Origin of the sequence: Comamonas testosteroni, assembly GCF_000761245.1 — a bacterium.
GTDB classification, from domain to species: domain Bacteria; phylum Pseudomonadota; class Gammaproteobacteria; order Burkholderiales; family Burkholderiaceae_C; genus Comamonas; species Comamonas testosteroni_C.
This window is the reverse complement of sequence record NZ_AWOR01000047.1, coordinates 31,395-51,466: the sequence shown is the minus strand read 5'-3', so window position 1 is coordinate 51,466 and position 20,072 is coordinate 31,395. Positions and strand designations below refer to the sequence as shown.

The window sequence follows — 20,072 nt, the reverse complement described above, 5'->3', positions numbered from 1 at the left end:
CCATCGCGCCACGATTGCATATAAGTCTTTGTTTTAAATAAATTAATTATTCAACCACTCAGTCACCCTGCCGGCTTGCAAACGCGAACAGGACTTGCCCAGGCCTTTCGCGCATATTGTTTCTCACAAAGTTATCCACAGAACGCAAAGCCTTTGCAGGCCTCAAAATCTGCTATAGCTCTGAGGAACCGCGGCCTCCGCAGCGCCTTTCCCTGATCCAACTCCATGCCCCATATCGTTTACGTTGCCGTCCAGACCCCTGCCCACAGCGCCGTAGGTGATCTGTTGAGCTACGTTAGCGATGCATGGCTGGAGCCCGGCACCTTGGCGCGCGTTCCTTTGGGAAAGAGAGAGTTGCTGGGGGTGGTCTGGGATACGCCCGCCGCCCCCGAAGCCATTCCAGACGGGGTGGAACTGCGTAGCATTGCCGGCCTGCTGCAAGGCATAGAGCCGCTGGATCAGGCCTGGCGACGGCTGGTGGCTTTTGCCGCGCACTATTACCAGCGCAGCTTGGGCGAGATTGCCGTCACCGCGTTGCCGCCTCAGTTGCGCGATATGTCGCCCGAACAACTGGCACGGCGGCTGGCTCCGCCCAAGGCAGCCAAGACACCGGCCGGCAAGCGCAAGAAGGCACAGGCACCAGTTGCCGAAGCAGCACAAGCGAGCACCGAGACGATGACTCACACGCCGGACGCCAGCAGCGCAACGCCTTGGGTCGCACTCAGCGCCGAGCAATCCTCGGTTTTCGAGCAAATTGAGCAACACCCAGGCCCGTTCCTTCTATACGGCAGCACGGGCAGCGGCAAGACCGAGGTTTATCTGCGTGCGGTGCAAGCCGTGCTGGATGCCAACCCAGAGGCTCAAGCCCTGGTGATGGTGCCAGAGATCAACCTCACGCCTCAGCTGGAAGAGCGGTTTGTCGCCCGCTTCGTGCCTCAGTACGGCAAGGACGCCGTAGTCAGCATGCACAGCGGCATGACCAACCCGCAGCGTCTCAAAAGCTGGCTGGCCGCTCACACGGGCCGCGCCCGCATCGTGCTGGGTACGCGCATGGCTATTTTTGCCAGCGTGCCGCAACTGGCGCTGATTGTGGTCGACGAGGAACATGACGCAAGCTACAAGCAGCAGGAAGGCGCACGCTATTCGGCACGCGATCTGGCCATCTGGCGCGGGCGCGATGCCGGCGCCAAAGTCATTCTGGGCAGCGCCACACCGTCGCTGGAGAGCTGGCATGCCTCGGAACCCGAAGTCGGCCGCTACCTGCGCCTGTATATGCCCAGCCGTATCGGCGCGGCCGGATCAGGCGCGGCCAGCCTTCCCAGAGTGAGAATGGTGGACATGGGCCAGCAGCCCAAACGCGCCGTGTTCTCGCCTGCGCTGATCGAGGCTATCACCGAGCGCGTCGAACGCGGCGAGCAAAGCCTGATTCTGCTCAACCGCCGCGGCTTTGCCCCCGTGCTGTTCTGCGCCGACTGCAACTGGAAAAGCGACTGCCCCCATTGCAGCGCTCACCAGGTCTTTCACAAGGGCGACCGCACGTTGCGCTGCCACCACTGCGGCTTTACCCAGCGTGTGCCGTTTGCCTGCCCTAGCTGCGGCAACCCCGACATCCTGCCACTGGGCAAGGGCACGGAGCAGTTGCAGGAAGAGCTGGAGCGGCTGCTGCGCAATGTGCAGCGCCCCGACGGCAATCCGGCCCGCGTGGCGCGCATCGACGCCGACACCACCAAGGCCAAGGGCAGTCTGGAGGAGCAACTGGCCCAGGTGCATGCCGGCGACGTGGATGTGCTGGTCGGCACTCAGATGGTGGCCAAGGGCCATGACTTCCGGCGCATTACGCTGGTGGCGGCGGTGCAACCCGACAGCGCGCTTTACTCCAGCGACTATCGCGCCCCGGAGCGGCTGTTCTGCCTGCTGATGCAGGCCGCCGGGCGCGCCGGGCGCGATGCGCAATATGTGAAGGCACAGGGCAGCCATCCGGAGATGTGGATTCAAAGCCACGACCCGCAAAACGCCGTCTACACCGCACTGCGCAAGCATGACTACCCGGCGTTTGCCAGGCAGCAGCTCAAGGAACGGCTGGATGCGGGCATGCCGCCCTATGCCTTTCAGGCCATAGTCCGGGCCGATGCACGCACCCAGGAAGCCGCCCAGGCCTTTCTGAATGCCGCCACCCAGGTCGCCAAAGAGGCCAGGCTGCCTTATCTGGACGAGGTGTTCATCTACCCGCCGATCCCCATGGCGGTGCAGCGCGTGGCCAATGTGGAGCGTGCCCAGATGCTGCTGGAAGCCGGCAACCGCGGCGCCCTGCTGCGTTTTCTCAATGCCTGGCAACAGTATCTGCACTGGCTGCGTACTCTGCCCGAGCACAGGCCGCTGGTGCGCTGGCTGGTGGATGTGGATCCGCTCAGCATCTAAAGTCGCTATAAATATAAGGGTTTTAAGTCTTTAACCCTTTACCCATAAGCGCTGACAGCTATCAATTTATATAAACCGCAGGCGCTTGGCAAATCCATCGGGATTTGCGCGAATGGGCAAGCCGGCATGGCTATTGCATGGTGTGAGGCTCGGCTCCACAAGAGGCCGTTTCATTCAATCACGGAGCACTACTTCATGCAAAAACATGTCTTCCGCCAGTCCTTGCTGGCTGCCACCATTGCCGTTCTGGGCGTTCTGTCCGCCCCCGGCGCAGCCCTGGCGCAGGATGCATCGCCTGCGGCCGCGCAGGCGGCCAAGGCGCAGACAGCCAAACCCAATGTGGTGGTGCTGGCCACGGGCGGCACGATTGCGGGTGCCGGTGCCTCGACCGTCAACAGCGCCACCTACACGGCCGCCAAGGTACCTGTGGACAAACTGCTGGCCGGCCTGCCCGAGCTGGCCCAGATCGCCAATGTGCGCGGCGAGCAGGTGTTCCAGATCGCTTCCGAGAGCTTTACCAACGACAATCTGCTGACCCTGGCAAAGCGTGTCTCGCAACTGTCCAAGCAGCCTGATGTGGACGGCATCGTCATCACCCACGGCACGGACACGCTGGCCGAGACCGCCTACTTCCTGAGCCTGACCGTGCACACCGACAAGCCCATTGCCGTGGTCGGCAGCATGCGCCCGGGCACGGCCTTGTCAGCCGATGGCGCGCTGAATCTGGTCAATGCCGTCAGCGTGGCAGGCTCCAAGGACGCCAAGGGCAAGGGCGTCTTCGTCACCATGAATGACGAGATCAACACCGCCCGCGATGTGAACAAGGACATCAACATCCAGACCGGTGCCTTCAAGAGTCAGTGGGGCCCGCTGGGCATGGTGGTCGAGGGCAAGAACTACTGGTTCCGCGCCCCCGTCAAGCGCCACACCATGAACTCCGAGTTCAATATCGACAACATCGACAAGCTGCCTCAGGTGGACATCGTCTATGCCTATGGCAGCGTCCAGCCCACGGCCGTGAATGCCCTGGTCGATGCCGGCGCCAAGGCCATCGTCCATGCAGGCACCGGCAATGGCTCGGTGGCCGACCGCATGGTCAAGCCGCTGCAGGATGCCCGCGGCAAGGGCGTGTTCATCGTGCGCTCGTCGCGCGTGCCCTACGGCTTTGTGCTGCGCAATGCCGAGCAGCCCGACGACAAGTACGACTGGGTGGTCGCCCACGATATGCGCCCCGAAAAAGCACGCCTGCTGACCATGCTGGCGTTGACCAAGGGCGCCAACACCAAGGAACTGCAGCGGATGTTCTGGGAGTATTGAACACTCCCCCTGAGGCTCTTCGCGCCTTCCCCCTCTCTCTTCGGGAGGGGGACGACACCTTCGGTGCGGGGCGGCGGGGCCGCCTAGGCCCTTCCTCGGTGTCTCTTTGTTGGGGTGTGCTTGATTTGCGGCTTTAAGCCGAAGCAGCGGTTTGCGCAGGCTGGTCTTGCGCAAGCCGCTCTTGTTTTTGATCAGGTCATCAGCGCCACGGCGGCAGAGAAGGTCAGGAAGGCCAGGCTGGTCGATACCAGGATGATGCGCGCCACGCGACCGCTGTGGGCGCCGTAGCGCTCGGTCAGCAGCGACACATTGCTGGCCGAGGGCAGCGCCGCCAGCAGCACCAGCACCACCAGGGTTTCGTGCTGGAGCCCTAGACCCATGGAGATCGCGGCCAGTCCCACGGTCCAGACCAGCAGCGGATGGACGACCAGCTTGGCCAGCGCAATCGGCACATAGTCGCGCGCCGCCACTCGCTCATGGCTGTTCATCTGCGAGCGCGCCAGCACCGCGCCTATGGTGAACAAGGCTACGGGTGAAGCCGCTGCGGCAAGCATGGCCACCGTCTTGTCCACCGGGCCGGGCAATACCCAACCCATGGCCGACGCCAGACCGCCCAGCAGAATTGACCAGGGCATGGGATTGGACGCCATGCCCTTGAGCGATTTGCGCACCGCCAGCCAGACACCGTTTCGACCCTGCCCGCCAGCCAGGTCCAGCCGCGACAGTGCAATGCAGGCCGAGGTGGTGATGACCATATCGATGGCCATGGTCACGATCACCGGACCAGCGCTCTGCGCGCCCAGCAGCGCAGCCAACATGGGCACGCCCATGAAGCCGGTGTTCGGGAAAGCAGCGACCAGTGCACCGAATGCGGCATCGTTCCATCCCAGGCGTCTGCGTGTCAGCAACACGGTCATGCCCACCATCAGCGTCGCGCAGAACAGATAGACCAGGGTGACATTGATATCGAGCAGCTGATGAATCGGCGTCTGCGCGCCAAAGCGGTACAGCATGCAGGGCAGCGCGAAGTACAGCACAAAGGCATTGAGGCCAGGAATGGCCGCCTGGGGCAGGATGCCGCGCCATGTGGCGGCAAAGCCGCAAGCCACCAATGCAAAGAAGGGGAAGGTGATGAGTAGAACGGACAACACGCACAAATTGTGACAGCGACCGGCTTCAACCCTCTCACGGCCTTCTATGAAAATTTTTCAGTGAAGACCTACCCAAAAACAAAGCCTGCGCAAGGCAGGCTGCTGTGACAGATACAAGGACAGCGCGTCAGAGCTTGAGTTCCTTTTCCACATCGGCAGTCTTGCGGCGCGCCAGTGCCAGGTTGGCACGAGCCTTGTCCAGCACCAGATAGAAGAACACGCCGTCATTGGCGGCCACGGGACGGATGATGTGATACTGCTTGCCCAGAGTGATCAATATGTCGTCGATCTGGTCGTTGAGATTGAGCATGCGCATGGTCTTGATCTTGGCACGCACGACCTCGGTGTTGCCGGCCGCAGCCAGCTCCATGTCCACGCCACCGCCTACGCTGCCCATCAGCATGCCGCTGGCGCTGTCCACGAGAGCGCCACAGACAGCACCGTCTGTGGTCATCAGAGCGTTCAGAGAATCCTGGATAGAGGCCATAAATCCACCTTTTGAAAAGCAAGACAAGGAACTCGTGCGCCAGATGCGCACCCACTCAGACTCAGAACTCCAGTGAACCTGTGATCAAGAGGGCAGGTACCCTGTGGCAACCTCACCGGCCGCCCAGAGCGCGCGACCCAGCAAGGCGTTCTGATCCACCACCAGGCAGAGAACGGCCGGGAAGGTGCCGTTCACCGCCTGGAAGACCACCGTGCCCGACTCCGTCTCAAAGGTCAGGCGCTTGCAATCCCTGTGTCCGATCTCATTGGCCACGGCCTTGGCCATGGCCATGAGCGAGCCCGCCATGGCCGACAGTCGTTCGGTCGGCAGTTCGCTGCGAATGCGCAGCGCTGAAATCTCGAAACCGTCAGGGGTACAGAGCAAGGCGATGTGGACGCCCGCCACCGGGGCGACCACGCGCGCCAGGATTTCCTGACCAGCCTCCACGGCATGTGGCGTAATCACGAGGGAGGTATGGGCCTTCATAGAGTTTGACTTTGCAAGGACAACAGTGATGCAAGCACGCTCAGGGCATCCAGCATCTGCTGGCGATCACGCGGATCGGCCTCAACAAGCGGGGTGAGGTCATGGCCTTTGGCAACCAGGGCGGAGCTGAATGCCTCCAGCCTTGCTCCGCTGGCGGGACGGCAACTGAGAATGACCATCAAAGGTGCCCGCTCCAGCTCTGCGATCCCCGCCAGCATCTCGCAGGCGTAATCCACCGCGCCCGCATCGTTGACGTCCACCATCAGCAACGCTCCCACCGAAGCAGAAAGCACCCAGCGGCGCACGAAATCAAAACGATCCTGACCAGGACTGCCTACCAGTTGCAGTCGCTCTCCAGAGCCCAGGTCAATCTCGCCAAACTCCGCTCCGACCGTGGTGAACTCCTTGTGGTGCGCCGCCTTGTCCAGGTTGCGCACATCGCTGCCCGCCATGAGTTCCCCACACAGGCTGCGCAGAGCCGTGGTCTTGCCTATGCCCATGGGCCCCAGCAGACTCACCCGCAGCAGGCCCTGACCAGGCTGCATGGGCATGAAAGATGTCATGTACGTCCTCCACGGGTAATCCAGCCCGTCAGCTTGCTGATCCATTGCAGCGTCACGGCAGCAGCCGGCTGTCTGGCGACGCTCGGCTTTGCAGCTGCAGCGGGCTCCTCGCTGCCAGGCTGGCTGCAGCTCAGCACGGACTGGAGCTGGGGCAGGGACAACAGGGTCCAGAGCTGCCGCATTTCGATGCCGGCATGTTCGGCCAGCGATCTGGCATCGATGGGCCCGCGCGACAGCAGCGCCAGCACGCGCATGTTCTGCGCGCTGTTGGCGCTGCCGGGCAAGGCGATCCAGGACTTGATCTGAAAGCGATGCAGGCAGCCTGCCCCCTGCTGCTGAAGCTCCTCCAAGGCGCGCTGCAGGCTCAGGCCTGCGCTGCTGCGGTGTCTAGCCCTCCAGTCCATGAGGAAAACCGCAGCCCGGTCGAGCATGTCGATCAGGTCGGACAGCGTAAAGTCCGCATCAAGATGTGCGGCCCAGCCCTGGGAAGAACGCCCCAGCGGCTGCATGGCCGGCTCGCCGCCGAGATAGACCACGCAAGGGGCTCTCGCCTCTGCCCTGGCCAGCAGGCTCTCCAGTCCTTCGATCACCAGCACTTCGGCCGCATGACGCGGAACTTGACGCCAGGCGGAAAGCGACTTGCGCGCTGCGACGGCGAACAGCGCTTCAAAGCGCTGCTGCACGGCAGGCGTCCAAAGTTCTGCGGCCAAGCTCACTTCACCGATGGTTCTCGCCATGCACAGCACCCTGACTGTTGAGGAAAAGACAATGAATCCCTCAACCATCGAAAATTCGCTGGCGCTGTCGGGATCAAGGCCGGACACGATGCAATCTTCACGCTACACAACTAACACCTTATTACAACAATTATTCAAGTAACAAGAGAGCGCACGTGTAGGTGAAGCGCTCGCTGAGTCCCTGATTTTTGTCAGTTGTGAGCCCTGTCATCAGGGCTCTTTACAGCGAAGCGGTATGCTCCCAGTCCTTGTTTTTGATGATGGGTCACTCTGCTTCATGTCTGCTGGTCTCAACCTCGCTCAGCTCCAGGCCGTGCATTACACCGAAGGTCCATGCCTTGTTCTGGCAGGTGCCGGCTCGGGCAAGACCCGTGTGATTACGCACAAGATAGGCCGTCTGATCGAAACCGGTCTGGCGCCACGCCGCATTGCCGCTATCACTTTTACCAACAAGGCCGCCGCCGAAATGCGCGAACGCGCCGCAGGTCTGATAGGCCGCCAGGCCAAGGAGGTGCTGATCTGCACTTTCCACTCGCTGGGCGTGCGCATGGTGCGCGAGGACGGCCACATTCTCGGCCTCAAGCCTCAGTTCAGCATTCTGGACACCGACGACGTCACCGGCATCCTCAAGGACTGCGCAGGCGGCACCACCGATGTGGCGACGGCACGCCAGTGGCAGTGGACCATCAGCGGCTGGAAGAATCAGGGCTGGGACAGTCGCAAGGCCCTGGCCATGGCGCAGGACGACAGCGAACGCAGCACCGCGCTCATCATGCAGCGCTATGAAGAGCGCCTGAGCGCCTACCAGAGCGTGGACTTCGACGACCTGATCGGCATGCCCATGCGTCTGCTGCGCGGCCACCCCGAGGTGCGCGAGAAATGGCAACGCCTGCTGGGTCATGTACTGGTGGACGAATACCAGGACACCAATGCCACGCAGTACGAGCTGCTGAAATTTTTGGTGGGCGAGCGCGCCCACTTCACGGCCGTGGGCGACGACGATCAGTCGATCTACGGCTGGCGCGGCGCCACGCTGGACAACCTCAGGAAGCTGCCCGTGGACTTTCCGCAGCTCAAGGTCATCAAGCTGGAGCAGAACTACCGCTCCACCAGCGCCATCTTGCGCGCCGCCAACAATGTGATCGGCCCCAACCCCAAGCTGTTTCCCAAGACACTGTTTTCGGAACTCGGCGAGGGCGAACCCGTACGCATCGTCGACTGCGACACCGAAGAGCACGAGGCCGAGCGCGCCGTGGCCCGCATCCAGAGCCTGCGCGCCAATATGAACCCGCAGCCCGCGTGGAAGGACTTCGCCATCCTCTATCGCGCCAACCACCAGGCCAAGCCCTTCGAGAAGGCGCTGCGCAAGGCCAACATTCCCTACAAGGTCTCGGGCGGCACCAGCTTTTTCGACCGCGCCGAGATCAAGGACCTTTGCGCCTGGTTCCGTCTTTGGATCAACAACGACGATGACCCGGCGTTTCTTCGCTCCATAGGCACCCCCAAGCGCGGAATAGGTCACACCACACTGGGCAAGCTCGGGGAATTCTCCGCTGCGCACAAGCTCAGCATGTTCGGTTCGCTGTTCAATGCGATGCTGGAGGAGGCGCTGCCGCGCAAGGCCTTCGAGAGCCTGCTGGAATTCGGCCGCTATATCAACGACCTGGAATACCGCGCCCGCCACACCCTGGGCTTTGAAGCCTCACGCAGCTTTCTGATCGACTGGCTCAAGGAAATTGGCTACGAACAGTATCTGTATGACAGCGAAGACAGCGAGTCCGTCGCCGCCGCGCGCTGGAGCAATGTGCTGGAGTTCTGCGACTGGATGGCACAGCGCGCCGGCGGGCAGATCGAAGATGCTGCAGGCGCCGGCACCCAGACCGAGGTCAAGAGCCTGCTGGAGGTCTCGCAGAACATTGCCCTGCTGTCCACCATCAGCGAGCGCGAGAAGGAGCAGGACATGGTCGTGCTCTCCACCCTCCATGCCTCCAAGGGTCTGGAATGGCCCCATGTCATGCAGGTCGGAGTGACCGAGGGCATGCTGCCGTTCAAGCTCGACGATGACGACGGCAAGCAGCAAAAGGTCAGCGATGAAACGGCAGCGCGGCTGCAGGAAGAACGCCGCCTGATGTATGTGGGCATCACCCGAGCCCAGCGCACGCTGGCCGTGAGCTGGACCAAGCGCCGCAAGAAAGGCCGCGAGATGGTGGCCTGCCAGCCCAGCCGCTTCATCAAGGAGATGGGCCTCGATGCGGCCACGGCCAAGGAAGACCCCCGAGAGAAGCTGCGCAAGCTGCGCGAAGAATTTGCCGCGCGCAAGAACCAGGCGGCGCCGGGCGCCGCCAACTGAAGAGCCGAGATGACTTTGAGAACCTTGATTTTCATAGCTGCCAGCGCTTTGTCCATCAACGCTTGCGCGCAGTTCGACTCCAAGCCCGCCAGCACTTGCGCGCAAGACTGGCAGATGAGCGACAAGCAGCTGCAAGGCGTATGGACGGGCTCCGTCGCCGGCAGTGAAGAAACCGCCCGCATGATGCTGGGCCCGCACCCCGAATGGGAAGGCAATGTCAAAGGCAGCATCAGCCGCCCGGGCAGCAGCCATCCCATGGTCGGCGATGTGAACGAGGGCACGGTCACGCTCGAGGAAAGCGCAGACGGCTCACGCATCACCGCCACCTGGCTGGGCGAGGTGGTCGATGGCAGCTGCGGTACAGAAATTCACGGCAATTACCAGGAGGGAGAGAATGATCCACCCCGCGCGTTCATCATGCGCAAGGCCCAACCCTGAGCAGGGTCGGGCCTTGTCCTGCCCGTGCATTGATTGATCCCATGAGTATTCGCTTCTTCACCCCGCCCCCCCTTACCCTGAGCATAGGCTTGACACTGGTCGGCGGCCTGAACCCGGCCACCGCCAGCAGCGCGGAACTGCCGCCGCCCGAAAGCTGGCAGCAATGTGCTGCCACCACCAGCAACAACGACCGCCTGGCCTGCTTTGATGCCTGGGCACACAAGCAAGGCCCGGCGGTTGCGCCCCAGGCCTCCGGTTGGAGTGCGCCTGCAGCCAGCGCACAAGCTGCGCCTGCTCTCACTGCCGCGACCGCCTCGGCGAACGACGCCGTGCCCGCCAATGCGGCTGGGGCGGCTGCGGCGACAGTTGCCAGCGCCGACAGCGGCCTGGGTCTCTCGCCCAACAACGGCGGCTGCCGCGATCCGCGCTACACCGAGGTGTCGCGCTACTTCGAGCTGGAGCCCGGCACGGACTGCGGCACCTTCAACTTCCGCGGCTACCGTCCCATGTCGGTCTCCGTGGTCGTGGGAGACGAGGTCAATCAGCAGCCCTATTCGCCCAGCCGCGGCCTGGCGACCGAGCAGCCCTACCAGAAGCACGAGATGCGCCTGCAGCTCTCGGCCCGCACCAAGATTGCCTCCGGTCTGCTGACCGGCCCCACCTCGAAGGGCAAGGATTCGCTGTGGTTCGGCTATACCCAGCAGTCCTACTGGCAGCTGTTCAATGGCGATATCTCGCGCCCCTTCCGCACCACTGACCACGAGCCCGAGGTGTTCTACGTCTACCCGACGGACGCCCAGCTGCCGCTGGGCTGGCGCTGGCGCTACTCGGGCATAGGCATAGCGCATCAATCGAACGGCCAGAGCAACCCGCTGTCGCGCAGCTGGAACCGCTGGTATCTGATGACCGGGGCCGAGCTGGGCAACCGCTGGCAGCTGCATCTGAAAGCCTGGCAGCGCATGAAGGAGAGCGCTCTCGAGGACGACAACCCCCATATCCAGGACTACATCGGTCGCGGTGAAGTCAAGCTGGGCTGGAACGTCAACGAGCAGAACTACCTGGGCCTGACCGCACGTGGCTCGCTGGGCAAGGGCAAGGGTTCCGGTCGTATCGAGTGGCTGCGCACTCTGGGAGAAGGCTGGAACGGCGGCAAGAGCAATCTGCGCCTGCATGTTCAGCTGTTCAGCGGCTATGGCGACAGCCTGGTCGACTACAACAACAAGCGCACGGTACTCAGCGTGGGCCTGAGCCTGCTGGACTTCTGAAGCCAGCTTGGCTCGCAGCCGCTGGTCTGAGCCGTGATTTACGCCAGAAAACCAGAAGCCCGGGCCTGAGCCACCAGCAGTTCGGTGAACCGCGCATAGCCTGCGGCATTGGCATGTACCTGATCGGCGCGCAAGGCGCTATTGCCCAGCACCTCGCTCCAGGCATCGGGCAGCAATGCCACCCGGTTGTCCTTGGCCAAGGTTTGGTAGATGGAGTGATCCTTCATGCGCCCCGTCAACGCGGCACTCAGGCTCAGCTCCGGCACGGCCACCAGCAGCACGGGCGTCGCCCTGGCTTTGCACTGCTGCAGCATGCGCGTGATCTCGCCTTGCACAACTTGCTCGCTCCTGCGCTGCAGCCAGTCGTTACCACCGGCACACAGAATCGCCAACGATGGCCTGTGCTCATCGAGCAGCTCCGGCAGACGGTCCGCAATCTGTTTGCTGATCTCGCCCGAAACACCGGCATTCACCACCTTCCAGCCCGTGCGCTCGGCCAGCAGGCTGGGGTAGCTGGCATCTGCATTGGCTCCAACACCTTGCGTCAAGGAGTCTCCAAGCGCCAACACGGTAGCCCCGGCAGGAACGGCAGCGGCCTTGGGTGTCTTCTTGCCACAGGCACTTAACAGCATGGCGCCCCCCGTCAGCAATGCTGCGGCACGCATGCCTTGAAGAACATGGCGTCGGACCGGGTCAAATATCGGCTTCATGGCATCTCACAAAACAGCGGGTTTGCAACGGCTGAAGGACAGCTCCTTGGGCGCGAGGATAGCTCAGCCTCCGCCGCCCCAGTGCAAACCGCGCTGCACAACGGTCAAACTGCAACACAGCAACCATAAAAAAAACCGCTGCGCTCAAGGCCCAGCGGCTATGCGTGCGCAGATTGCCAATCAGTCGGGTACGACTGCCGTCACCTCGATCTCCACCTTGGCCCGGTCCTCGATCAAGGCTGCTACCTGCACGGCCGTCATGGCCACGCTGAATGAGCCGATCAGCTCACGATAGGCCTTGCCGATCTCGGCCTGCTGCGCCAGATATTCCTTCTTGTCGGTGATATACCAGGTCATGCGCACGATGTGTTCAGGCTTGGCTCCGCCTGCCTGCAGTACCTCGACGATATTGTGCAAAGCCTGTCTGGCCTGGCCTGCAAGCTCATCCGTATGGAACTGGCCTTGCGCATCCCAGCCTATCATGCCGGCCACATAGATCTGGCGGCCACTCACAGACACGCCGTTCGCATATCCCTTGGGCCGGGGCCAGCCCGGCGGCAGCAGTACTTGCATGCTCAACTCCTGTTTTCTGTTGGATTGGATGAACTCAGCCAGCGTTCGATGGCGTGGCGAATTGCTTGTGGCGCGGTAATCGCCTGATGGGTTTGAAGACTGGTGAAGACCAGCACTTTCTGCGCCGTCACACGCAACTGGCCGTCAGGACCTGTGCAATCCACATCGAGCGTCAGCGAACGATTGCCCAGCTTGATCGTCGACAGGCCCAGACTCACGGTTTCGCCCATGCGGGTGATGGCGCGAAAGTCGCATTCCAGGTGCACGATGGGCAGACCCACCTTGTCCTTGTGCAGCATGTCCGCATAGCTCAGGCCCAGTGCTTGGTTGAACCAGTCTTCGACCAGTCCGTTGAACAGCACCAGATATTGGGGAAAGAAGATGATGCCCGCCGGATCGCAGTGCGCAAAACGAATCGGCGCCTGCGTCACAAAGCGTTTTGAAGCCATTGCCACGTCATTCATACCCAAACAGCTCCTTCACCAAAATCTGCCTGCAGCGCTTCTCAATCAGGCGCATGCAGCTTTTTAGAAACATAGCAATCAGGTTTGATGCAGGCGAAAGCGCTGCAACTTGCCCGTGGCCGTGCGCGGCAGCTGATCAACGAACTGTACGGCCCGTGGATATTTGTAGGGCGCGACCTGGCTCTTCACAAAATCCTGCAGCTCCATGACCATGGCATCGCTGGCCACATGGCCGGCACGTAGCACCACAAAAGCCTTGACGATCTGGCCTCGCTCGCCGTCGGCCACGCCAATCACCGCGCATTCAGCCACAGAACCGTGCTGCATCAGGGCATCTTCGACTTCGGGCGCCGCGATGTTGTATCCGGCCGAGATGATCATGTCGTCGGTGCGTGCCTGATAAACGAAATAGCCGTCGACATCCATCAGATAGGCATCGCCAGTCAGATTCCAGCCCCGACTCACATATTTGGCCTGACGGCTGTCGTTGAGATAGCGGCATCCCGTGGGTCCCTGCACGGCCAGTCTGCCCACGGTGCCGGGCGGTACCTCGAGCCCCGCATCATCCACCACCTTGGCACGATAGCCCGGCACGGCCTTGCCGGTGGCACCGGGACGAGCCTCTTCTTCGCGGTGCGAGATGAAGATGTGCAGCATCTCGGTAGAACCGATACCATCAATGATTTCAATACCGGTCGCATCCTTCCACAACGCACGTGTGGAAGCGGTCAAGGCCTCGCCCGCCGACACGCATTTGCGCAACCAGGTGCGGCGGATGCGTTCGCCCTGCTGGGCCATCACACGGTATGACGTGGGCGCAGTGAACACCACACTGGCACCAAATCGCTCAATGCCATCGACCAGTTGCACAGGGCCGGCTTTTTCCAGCAAGGCCATGCTGGCACCGATGGACATAGGAAACAGAACCTGCCCACCCAGCCCGAAGGTGAATGCAAGCGGCGGGCTGCCTATGAACACATCGTCGGCATTGGCACGCAGCGTATGCACGGGCCAGCAGGCGCAGACCGCCATCACATCACGATGAAAATGCATGGTGGCCTTGGGCACGCCCGTGGTGCCCGAGGTGAAGCCCAGCAGGCAGGTATCGGTCGCTGCGGTTTCCACGGCCTGGAAGTCATCGCCCGCCTGCTCCATCAGGCGCTCCAGTGCATCGGCTTCCACACTGTTGAAATAGCGCACGGCCTTGAGCGTGCTGGTTTTTTCCTGCGCTCCCTGTACCTCGGTGCGCAGCGCCGCATCGCACAACGCATGGCTGATTTGCGCAATGTCGATGATGGTGGACAGCTCCTTGGACCGCAGCAGCGGCATGGCGGCCACAGCAATGCCCCCGGCCTTGATGACGCCAAACCAGCAGGCCACCATCATGGGGTTGTTGGGTGCGCACAGCAACACGCGATTGCCGGGCTGCAATCCCAGCTCCTTCGTCAGCACATTGGCGATGCGATTGGCCTTGAGTTGCAGATCCGCATAACTCCAGCGCAGGCCTTCGGCCTGAATGCACAGGCGGTCACCGCGCCCCTCGCTCACATGTCTATCCAGCAGCTCTACGGCACAGTTCAGGCGCTCGGGGAACCGCAGCTCGGGCAGCTCGAAAATGAACTCGGGCTGCTGCTCGGGTGGCGGCAGGTTGTCGGCAGCAAAGGTATCGATATGCGCGGTGTACGACATGACTCACACTCCTTTTTGGCCAAAACAGGCTGATGTTCTTTTTTGGTGAGCGCTTTCAGCCATGGTTTTTGATGAGGTCACGACCGATGATGAGCTGCTGCACCTCGGTCGCGCCTTCGTAGATGCGCAGGGCGCGAATCTCCCGGTAAAGACGCTCCACCGGCTGCTCGCTGACCACGCCCAGGCCGCCCCAGATCTGTACGGCGGCATCGATCACCTGCTGGGCGTTTTCGGTCGCCGTCATCTTGGCCATGGCGGCTTCCCGTGTCACGTTCTCGCCTTGGTCGCGCAACCAGGCTGCGCGATAGGTCAGCAGCGCCGCGCTGTCGATCTGCGTGGCCATCTGCGCCAGCTTGGCCTGGGTGAGCTGAAAATCGGCCAGCACGCCGCCGAACATCTTGCGGCTGGTCGCGCGCTGCAAGGCCTCATCCATGGCACGACGCGCAAAGCCCAGCGATGCGGCGGCCACCGAGGTGCGGAACACATCGAGCGTGCGCATCGCCACCTTGAAGCCCTCGCCCGCCACGCCCACGCGCTGGGCGGCAGGCACGCGGCAGTTCGAAAACTTCAAACGCGCCAGCGGGTGCGGTGCGATGACGTCGATGCGCTCGGCCACTTCGAAGCCCGATGTGTCGGCGTCCACAATCAGCGCGGACAGGCCACGCGAGCCCGGAGCCTCGCCGGTACGCACAAAAACGACATAGAAGTCGGCAATGCCGCCGTTGGAAATCCAGGTCTTCTCGCCGTTGATGACATAGTGATCACCTTCCAGCCTAGCCTCGCAGGCCATGGCCGCCACGTCCGAGCCGGCGTCGGGCTCGGACAGCGCAAAGGCTGAGATCGCATCGCCCCTGGCCACCAGGCTCAGATAGCGTTTTTTCTGCTCCTCGCTGCCCGCCAGAGAAATCGCCCCCGAGCCCAGGCCCTGCATGGCAAACGCAAAGTCGGCCAGACCGCTGTGACGCGCCAGCGTCTCCCGGATCAGGCAAATGGCTCTGGTGTCGATATGCTCTCCTGCGCCGCCATGGATCTCACCCGCAACCGCATGCCGCAGCCAGCCGGCTTCGCCCAGGGCCTTGACCAGTTTGCGGCATTCGGCATCCACATCGGGGCCATGCGCATGTGCAATGTTCTGCCTGGCCCAGGCATCCAGCGACTGGGCCAGACGAGCGTGATGGGCTTCAAAAAAAGGCCACTTCAGATAGCTGGTGTCTGCCATATCAGTTTCCTTGAAAGACCGGTTTTTGCTTGGCGACAAACGCGTGATAGGCACGCGAGAAATCCTCGGTCAGCATGCACAATGCCTGGGCCTGCGCTTCGGCTTCAATCGCCTGCTCAATCGTCATGGCCCATTCCTGGTGCAGCATGGTCTTGGTAATGCCGTTGGCAAAGCTGGGACCGGCAGCCAGATCGGCGGCCAGCTTGTGCGCATCGGCCGGCAAGCTCTCGGGCTCACACAGACGGTTGAAGAAGCCCCAGCGTTCGCCCTCCTCACCGCCCAGGCTGCGTCCCGTATAGAGCAGCTCACTCGCACGGCCCTGGCCAATGATGCGCGGCAGCATGGCGCAGGCACCCATGTCGCAGCCTGCCAGCCCCACGCGGTTGAACAGGAACGCAGTCTTGCTGCGCGCAGTGCCAAGGCGCAGGTCCGAAGCCATGGCCATGATGGCCCCAGCACCCGCGCACACCCCATCGACAGCCGCAATGATGGGCTGCGGACAGGCTCGCATGGTCTTGACCAGCTCCCCCGTCATGCGGGTGAACATCAGCAGCTCGGGAGCCTTGAGCGCGACCAGCGGACCGATGATTTCATGCACATCACCGCCCGAACAGAAGTTGCCGCCCGCGCCGACCAGCACCACGGCCTTCACATCCTGCGCCCACTTGAGCTGGTGAAACAGGTCGCGCAGCTCGGCGTAGGAATCAAACGTCAGCGGATTCTTGCGCTCCGGACGATTGAGAGTGATGGTTGCCACGCCATCCTGCACCTGCCACTGGAAATGCGTGGCCCGATAGCCCGCCAGCAGCTTGTGATTGCCAGCTTGCAGGGCTGGATCGATTGCATATTCGCTCATGTCTGCCTCCAAAAATCCGGGTCACATGACTTCGCCACCAGCGACGGCTATGGCTTGCCCAGTAATACTTGATGCGCCTCGCCCGCATAGCCACATCACTGCGTTCGCCACCTCGTGCGGCTGTACCAGGCGGCCTTGAGGGTTGGACTTGACGAACTCTGCCATTGCCTGCTCTGGTGTGCGGCCGGTCTTGGCTACGACGCGGTCAATGCTGGTTTTGACAATCTCGGTTTCGGTATAGCCAGGGCAGACGGCGTTGACGGTGATCCCGGTCTTGGCGTACTCCAGCGCCAGAGCTCGTGTCAGGCCCACCACGCCATGCTTGGCCGCCACATAGGCTGCGACATAGGCATACCCCACCAGTCCTGCCGTGCTGGCCACATTGACGATGCGGCCCCAGCCTGATGCGGACATGGCCGGCAGCACTTGCTGAATGCAGTGCATGGTGCCGGTCAGGTTGACCGCCAGCATCTGCTGCCAATGCGCGGCATCCATCTTCATGAAGGGCGCGCTGCTGGCCTGGCCGGCGTTGTTGACCAGAATGCTGATATCGCCATGCATGGCTGCTGCCTGCGCAAACGCCGTTGCCACCTGTTCTTCATCGGCCACATCGGCCAGTACCATCTGGCATTGACCAGGGTGCTGCTCCACCAGCTTTTGCAGCGGCTCGGCGCGGCGCCCAAGCACCGTGACGCGAGCGCCCTGGGCCAGCAGCTGGCGCGCAATCGCCTCGCCAATGCCCTGGCCCGCGCCCGTCACCAGCGCATGTTGAACGTTCATATCGCCTGTCATTGAATTCTCCAGACCGCAGGCCCACAAAACTGGCGCACTCCAGCCCGTGGCGGCCGAGCAGGGACCGCCCTGCAGTGTGGGCTGCGTCTTCGCGGGTTGAGAGCGGGGGAAGGCGCGAGGCGACTCAGGGGGTGTTTCATTTGGCTGCGGCTTGCTGCGCTTTCTCGCGCTCGAACAGGGCTTCCATCTGGCGCTTGCCCTGGAAGTATTGTTTGGGCCAGACGATAGGCGTGTAGCCAATCTTGGCGGCCTCAGTCAGCGTCCAGGCCGGATTGGCCAGATGCGGTCTGGCAATCGCGCACAGATCGGCACGCCCTGCGGCAATGATGCTGTTGGCATGATCGGCCTCGCTGATCGCTCCCACAGCCATGGTCGCAATGCCGGCCTCCTGGCGAATGCGGTCGGCAAACGGGGTCTGAAACATGCGGCCAAACACAGGCTTTTCGGCCTTGCTGACCTGACCCGATGAGCAGTCGATCAGGTCGGCACCCGCGGCCTTGAACGCCTTGGCAATCTGCACCGCGTCTTCGGGGGTGATGCCACCGGGCACCCAGTCATGGGCCGAGATGCGCACGGACATGGGCCTGTCCTGAGGCCAAACGGCGCGCATGGCCTTGAAGACCTCCAGCGGGTAGCGCAGTCGGTTCTCCAGGCTGCCACCATATTCGTCGCTGCGGTGATTGGTCAGCGGCGATATAAAGCCCGACAGCAGATAGCCGTGGGCGCAGTGCAGCTCCAGCCAGTCCACGCCGATGTCGGCAGCCATCTGCGCGGCATGCACAAACTGCTGCAACACCTCATCCATATCGGCGCGTGTCATTGCCTTGGAGATCTGGCTCACTCCCTGCAGATATTGCTGCTCCGACGCGGCCATGATGGGCCAGTTGCCCTGCTCCAGCGGCAGATCCGTACCTTCCCAGGCCAGCCGCGTCGAGGCTTTGGCACCCGCATGGCCGATCTGCATGGCGAACTTGGCATCGGTGTTGGTGTGAATCCAGTCACTGATACGTTTCCAGGCCTGCTTTTGCTCAGCGCTGTAAGTGCCCGGGCAGCCGGGCGTGATGCGCCCCTCGGCGCTGACACAGGCCATCTCGGCGAACACCAGACCGGCGCCGCCAAGCGCACGCGCACCCAGGTGAACAAGGTGAAACTCACCAGGCACACCATCAACCGCAGAGTACTGCGCCATGGGGGAGACCACGATACGGTTCTTCAACGTGATGCCGCGCAGGGTATAGGGCAGGAACATGGGCGGTGGCGCCTTGGCATCGACCGCGACACCGCTTCTTTCGGCCAGCCATTTCTCATAGCCGCCAAGCCACTGCGCATCACGTAGGCGCAGGTTTTCATGGCTGATACGCTGACTGCGCGTGAGCATGGAGTACATGAACTGCTCGGGATCCAGCTGGTCGCAATAGCGCTGGCCGCAGACCTCGAACCACTCCATCGCATTCCAGGCCGCATTCTGAATGCGCAGCGTTTCAACGCGACGCGCTTCCTGATAAGCCGCCAGCACCTCGGGAATATGCGCTGCTGCATCGCCGCGCTGCTTGAACTGGCGTGCCAGCTCGATCGCATCCTCAATCGCCAGCTTGGTTCCTGAGCCAATGGCGAAATGTGCCGTATGCACGGCATCGCCCATCAGCACCACATGGCTGCCCTTGCGGTTTTTCAACCACCACTGGTCGCAGACCACGCGCTGAAAGTTGATCCAGGCGGAGCCGCGCAGATGGCGGGCATTGGTCATCAGTTTCTCGCCCTGCAGATTGTCCGCGAACAGCTTTTCACAGAAGGCAATGGACTGCTCTTGATCGGCGGTGTCAAGACCGCTGGCTTTCCAGCATTCCTCCGTGGTCTCCACGATGAAGGTTGAGGTCTTGTCATCGAACTTGTAGATATGCGCCTGAAACCAGCCATGCGGCGTGCGCACGAAATCAAAGGTGAATGCCTCGTAGACCTTGTTCGTTCCCAGCCAGATATAGCGATTAGGGCGGGTGACGATATCGGGCTTGAAGATGTCGGCGTATTTGCTGCGAATGCGCGAGTTCACGCCATCGCAGGCAATCACGAGGTCGGCATCCGGATAGTCCTCATCGCTTTGCACATCGGTCTCGAACACCAGGTTCACACCCAGCTTTTCGCAACGCGCTTGCAGGATATTGAGCAGATGCTTGCGGCCGATCCCCACAAAACCATGTCCCCCGGAGCGAATCTTGCGTCCTTTGAACAGCAACTCGATATCGTCCCAATGGTTGAAAGCCTGCTCGATCTGCACGGCTGTCACCGGGTCCCAGTCGCGCATATTGTCCATGGTGGCATCGGAGAAAACCACGCCCCAGCCAAAGGTGTCGTAGGGCTTGTTGCGCTCCACCACCGTCACCTCATGCGCAGGGCTCATCTGCTTCATCAGCAAAGCGAAGTACAAGCCGGCGGGGCCACCACCTATGCAGACAATTTTCATGACAGTGATCCGTTCCTGGCTTTTCAAAAATTACTTTATACCTAAATTATTAATGCATGAAATTTTCACTAAAATCCGGCCAAACCCTGAACCCAA

The 20,072-nt window shown here is 62.0% G+C and carries 18 protein-coding genes; 5 read left to right on the top strand and 13 right to left on the bottom strand.

Annotated features, from left to right (window positions below; genetic code table 11):
• Window positions 1–225 precede the first annotated feature (225 nt).
• Both priA and P353_RS13510 read left to right on the top strand, forming a co-directional pair.
• Window positions 226–2,418 carry a replication restart helicase PriA gene (gene priA, locus P353_RS13515; RefSeq protein WP_034370120.1) on the top strand — a complete coding sequence of 731 codons (2,193 nt, stop codon included), beginning with the start codon at window positions 226–228 and terminating at the stop codon, window positions 2,416–2,418.
• Between the two features lie 195 nt (window positions 2,419–2,613).
• Window positions 2,614–3,735 carry an asparaginase gene (locus P353_RS13510; RefSeq protein WP_052084860.1) on the top strand — a complete coding sequence of 374 codons (1,122 nt, stop codon included), beginning with the start codon at window positions 2,614–2,616 and terminating at the stop codon, window positions 3,733–3,735.
• A 191-nt stretch (window positions 3,736–3,926) separates the two neighbouring features.
• Here the strand turns inward: P353_RS13510 and P353_RS13505 are convergent, their stop codons facing one another.
• The 5 genes from P353_RS13505 to P353_RS13485 all read right to left on the bottom strand — a co-directional run bounded on the left by P353_RS13505 (window position 3,927) and on the right by P353_RS13485 (window position 7,159).
• Window positions 3,927–4,886: an AEC family transporter gene (locus P353_RS13505; protein ID WP_034370279.1), complete on the bottom strand. Its 960-nt coding sequence runs from the start codon at window positions 4,884–4,886 to the stop codon at window positions 3,927–3,929.
• Window positions 4,887–5,013: 127 nt separating this feature from the next.
• Window positions 5,014–5,373, bottom strand: a complete 360-nt coding sequence (locus P353_RS13500) for a hypothetical protein (protein WP_003078024.1) — start codon at window positions 5,371–5,373, stop codon at window positions 5,014–5,016.
• 84 nt (window positions 5,374–5,457) lie between these two features.
• Complete coding sequence (locus P353_RS13495) at window positions 5,458–5,859, bottom strand: roadblock/LC7 domain-containing protein (protein WP_034370117.1); 402 nt, start codon at window positions 5,857–5,859, stop codon at window positions 5,458–5,460.
• Entirely contained in the window at window positions 5,856–6,422 is a 567-nt protein-coding gene (locus P353_RS13490; RefSeq protein ID WP_034370114.1) for a GTP-binding protein, read from the bottom strand. Before P353_RS13490 ends, P353_RS13495 begins: the two co-directional genes overlap by 4 nt.
• Complete coding sequence (locus tag P353_RS13485) at window positions 6,419–7,159, bottom strand: hypothetical protein (RefSeq protein ID WP_034370111.1); 741 nt, start codon at window positions 7,157–7,159, stop codon at window positions 6,419–6,421. The genes P353_RS13490 and P353_RS13485 overlap by 4 nt, the downstream gene beginning before the upstream one ends.
• Before the next feature lie 277 nt (window positions 7,160–7,436).
• Between P353_RS13485 and P353_RS13480 the strand changes: the two genes are divergently transcribed.
• From P353_RS13480 to P353_RS13470, 3 genes are read left to right on the top strand one after another with little or no spacing between them, the layout of a single operon-like run.
• The gene (locus P353_RS13480; RefSeq protein WP_034370108.1) at window positions 7,437–9,509 is read left to right on the top strand and encodes an ATP-dependent helicase; all 2,073 of its coding nucleotides are present in this window, start codon (window positions 7,437–7,439) and stop codon (window positions 9,507–9,509) included.
• 9 nt (window positions 9,510–9,518) lie between these two features.
• Window positions 9,519–9,947 (top strand): hypothetical protein, encoded by a 429-nt coding sequence (locus tag P353_RS13475; protein WP_034370106.1) that lies wholly within the window; start codon window positions 9,519–9,521, stop codon window positions 9,945–9,947.
• Between the two features lie 41 nt (window positions 9,948–9,988).
• On the top strand, window positions 9,989–11,212 hold the full coding sequence (locus tag P353_RS13470; RefSeq protein WP_034370103.1) for a phospholipase A: 1,224 nt from the start codon (window positions 9,989–9,991) through the stop codon (window positions 11,210–11,212).
• Between the two features lie 38 nt (window positions 11,213–11,250).
• Here P353_RS13470 and P353_RS13465 read toward each other — a convergent pair whose 3' ends face one another.
• The 8 genes from P353_RS13465 to P353_RS13430 all read right to left on the bottom strand — a co-directional run bounded on the left by P353_RS13465 (window position 11,251) and on the right by P353_RS13430 (window position 19,976).
• The gene (locus P353_RS13465) at window positions 11,251–11,922 is read right to left on the bottom strand and encodes a GDSL-type esterase/lipase family protein (RefSeq protein ID WP_052084859.1); all 672 of its coding nucleotides are present in this window, start codon (window positions 11,920–11,922) and stop codon (window positions 11,251–11,253) included.
• A gap of 180 nt (window positions 11,923–12,102) precedes the next feature.
• The gene (locus tag P353_RS13460) at window positions 12,103–12,495 is read right to left on the bottom strand and encodes a RidA family protein (protein ID WP_034370100.1); all 393 of its coding nucleotides are present in this window, start codon (window positions 12,493–12,495) and stop codon (window positions 12,103–12,105) included.
• Window positions 12,496–12,497: 2 nt separating this feature from the next.
• Complete coding sequence (locus P353_RS13455) at window positions 12,498–12,959, bottom strand: acyl-CoA thioesterase (protein ID WP_080750534.1); 462 nt, start codon at window positions 12,957–12,959, stop codon at window positions 12,498–12,500.
• Window positions 12,960–13,037: 78 nt separating this feature from the next.
• Window positions 13,038–14,648, bottom strand: a complete 1,611-nt coding sequence (locus P353_RS13450) for an AMP-binding protein (protein WP_034370095.1) — start codon at window positions 14,646–14,648, stop codon at window positions 13,038–13,040.
• A 55-nt stretch (window positions 14,649–14,703) separates the two neighbouring features.
• The gene (locus P353_RS13445) at window positions 14,704–15,867 is read right to left on the bottom strand and encodes an acyl-CoA dehydrogenase family protein (RefSeq protein ID WP_034370092.1); all 1,164 of its coding nucleotides are present in this window, start codon (window positions 15,865–15,867) and stop codon (window positions 14,704–14,706) included.
• 1 nt (window position 15,868) lies between these two features.
• Window positions 15,869–16,723 carry an enoyl-CoA hydratase family protein gene (locus P353_RS13440; RefSeq protein ID WP_034370089.1) on the bottom strand — a complete coding sequence of 285 codons (855 nt, stop codon included), beginning with the start codon at window positions 16,721–16,723 and terminating at the stop codon, window positions 15,869–15,871.
• Between the two features lie 21 nt (window positions 16,724–16,744).
• Window positions 16,745–17,515 carry an SDR family NAD(P)-dependent oxidoreductase gene (locus tag P353_RS13435; RefSeq protein WP_034370086.1) on the bottom strand — a complete coding sequence of 257 codons (771 nt, stop codon included), beginning with the start codon at window positions 17,513–17,515 and terminating at the stop codon, window positions 16,745–16,747.
• Between the two features lie 136 nt (window positions 17,516–17,651).
• Window positions 17,652–19,976 carry a bifunctional salicylyl-CoA 5-hydroxylase/oxidoreductase gene (locus tag P353_RS13430; RefSeq protein ID WP_034370083.1) on the bottom strand — a complete coding sequence of 775 codons (2,325 nt, stop codon included), beginning with the start codon at window positions 19,974–19,976 and terminating at the stop codon, window positions 17,652–17,654.
• Between the last annotated feature and the right edge of the window lie 96 nt (window positions 19,977–20,072).